Genomic DNA, 1,324 nt, shown 5'->3' on the forward strand with positions numbered 1-1,324 from the left:
TATTCAGTCCCATGACATCTGTCAGTGTTGAAGTCCCGATACATGTGTCACTCGGTAGGGATCTTGGGCGTGCTGGTTCATGGTGCCGGGTATGGCTTCTCGGCGGCATGTCATGAATCTGCTCGATGCCCAGTTGGCTGCTGGGGTGCGGATCAACGCGGCCGAGTTCGCGCGTGAGCATGGGGTGTCGGTCCGTACCGTGTACCGGCATCAGGCACGGATCCGGGACGAGGGCCAGTGGCATGAGCGGTCCCGGCGGCCGCGGAGCAGTCCGCGGGTGACGCCACCGGATCTGGACGCCTGGATCTGCAAGCTGCGCGCCGAACTCGGCCCGGACAACGGGGCTGACTTCATCCGCGATGCCCTGATCGAGGTGCACACCGCTACCGGTGCGGCGTGGCGGGTGCCGTCGCGCTCGACGATCAACCGGGTCCTGGCCCGCCATGACCTGCTGGAGCGGAACCCGGCGAAACGGCCGCGCAGCTCGTTTCGGCGCTTCGTCTACGCCCGGCCCCGCGACTGCTACCAGATCGACGCCACGAACGTCCGGCTCGCCGACGGCAGCCTCGCCGCGGTCTTCGACGTCCTGGACGACTGCACCCGAACCCTCGTCGGCTGTCACGCGACGATCGCGGAGACCGCCGAAGGCGCCCTCACCGCGATCAGGCAGGCGTTCGACGAGTACGGCACCCCCGCCCTCATGCTGTCCGACAACGGCACCGCGTTCACCAGCCGACTGACCAAACCCGGGTCGATCTCCACCTTCGTTCAGTGCCTACTCGACCACGGTATCCGGCCGATCAACTCCAGCCCCTACCACCCGCAGACCTGCGGCAAAGTCGAACGCCACCACCAAACCCTCAAAAAATGGCTGAGCACCCAGCCAACACCGAACACCATTACCGACCTACAGACACTGCTCAACATCTACCGCCGCTACTACAACACCCAACGACGCCACAGCGCCCTACCCGCACGCGCCACCCCCGCCCACACCTGGGCCGTCGCACCCAGCCTCGGCGGACCCCACAGCCCACCCACACAAACCGACGCCACCCTGCACCACTGCCGCGTCAGCCAAACCGGCGCAATCCGCATCGCCGGGCACCGCACCAGCGTCGGCACCACCCACGCCGGCACCACCGTCACCGCCATCCGCGACAGCAACCACGTCACCGTCTACGACCCCCACGGGCAACCCATCGGCCACCTACACCTGCAGCCCGACAAGGACTACATCACCCTCACCCGAACAACATGATCAACAACCCATGACACATCTATCGGGACTTCACCTTGACACATGTCTCGGGACAGCACAGTT

General features: G+C 65.6%; 1 protein-coding gene. It reads left to right on the plus strand.

Translation table 11 applies throughout. The features are described from left to right. The first annotated feature begins 91 nt into the window (after window positions 1–91). Window positions 92–1,261 (plus strand): DDE-type integrase/transposase/recombinase, encoded by a 1,170-nt coding sequence (locus ACPXBU_RS34790; RefSeq protein WP_425761395.1) that lies wholly within the window; start codon window positions 92–94, stop codon window positions 1,259–1,261. Window positions 1,262–1,324 lie beyond the last annotated feature (63 nt).

This window comes from Micromonospora sp. DT231 (assembly GCF_049847025.1).
Classification (GTDB): Bacteria; Actinomycetota; Actinomycetes; order Mycobacteriales; family Micromonosporaceae; genus Micromonospora.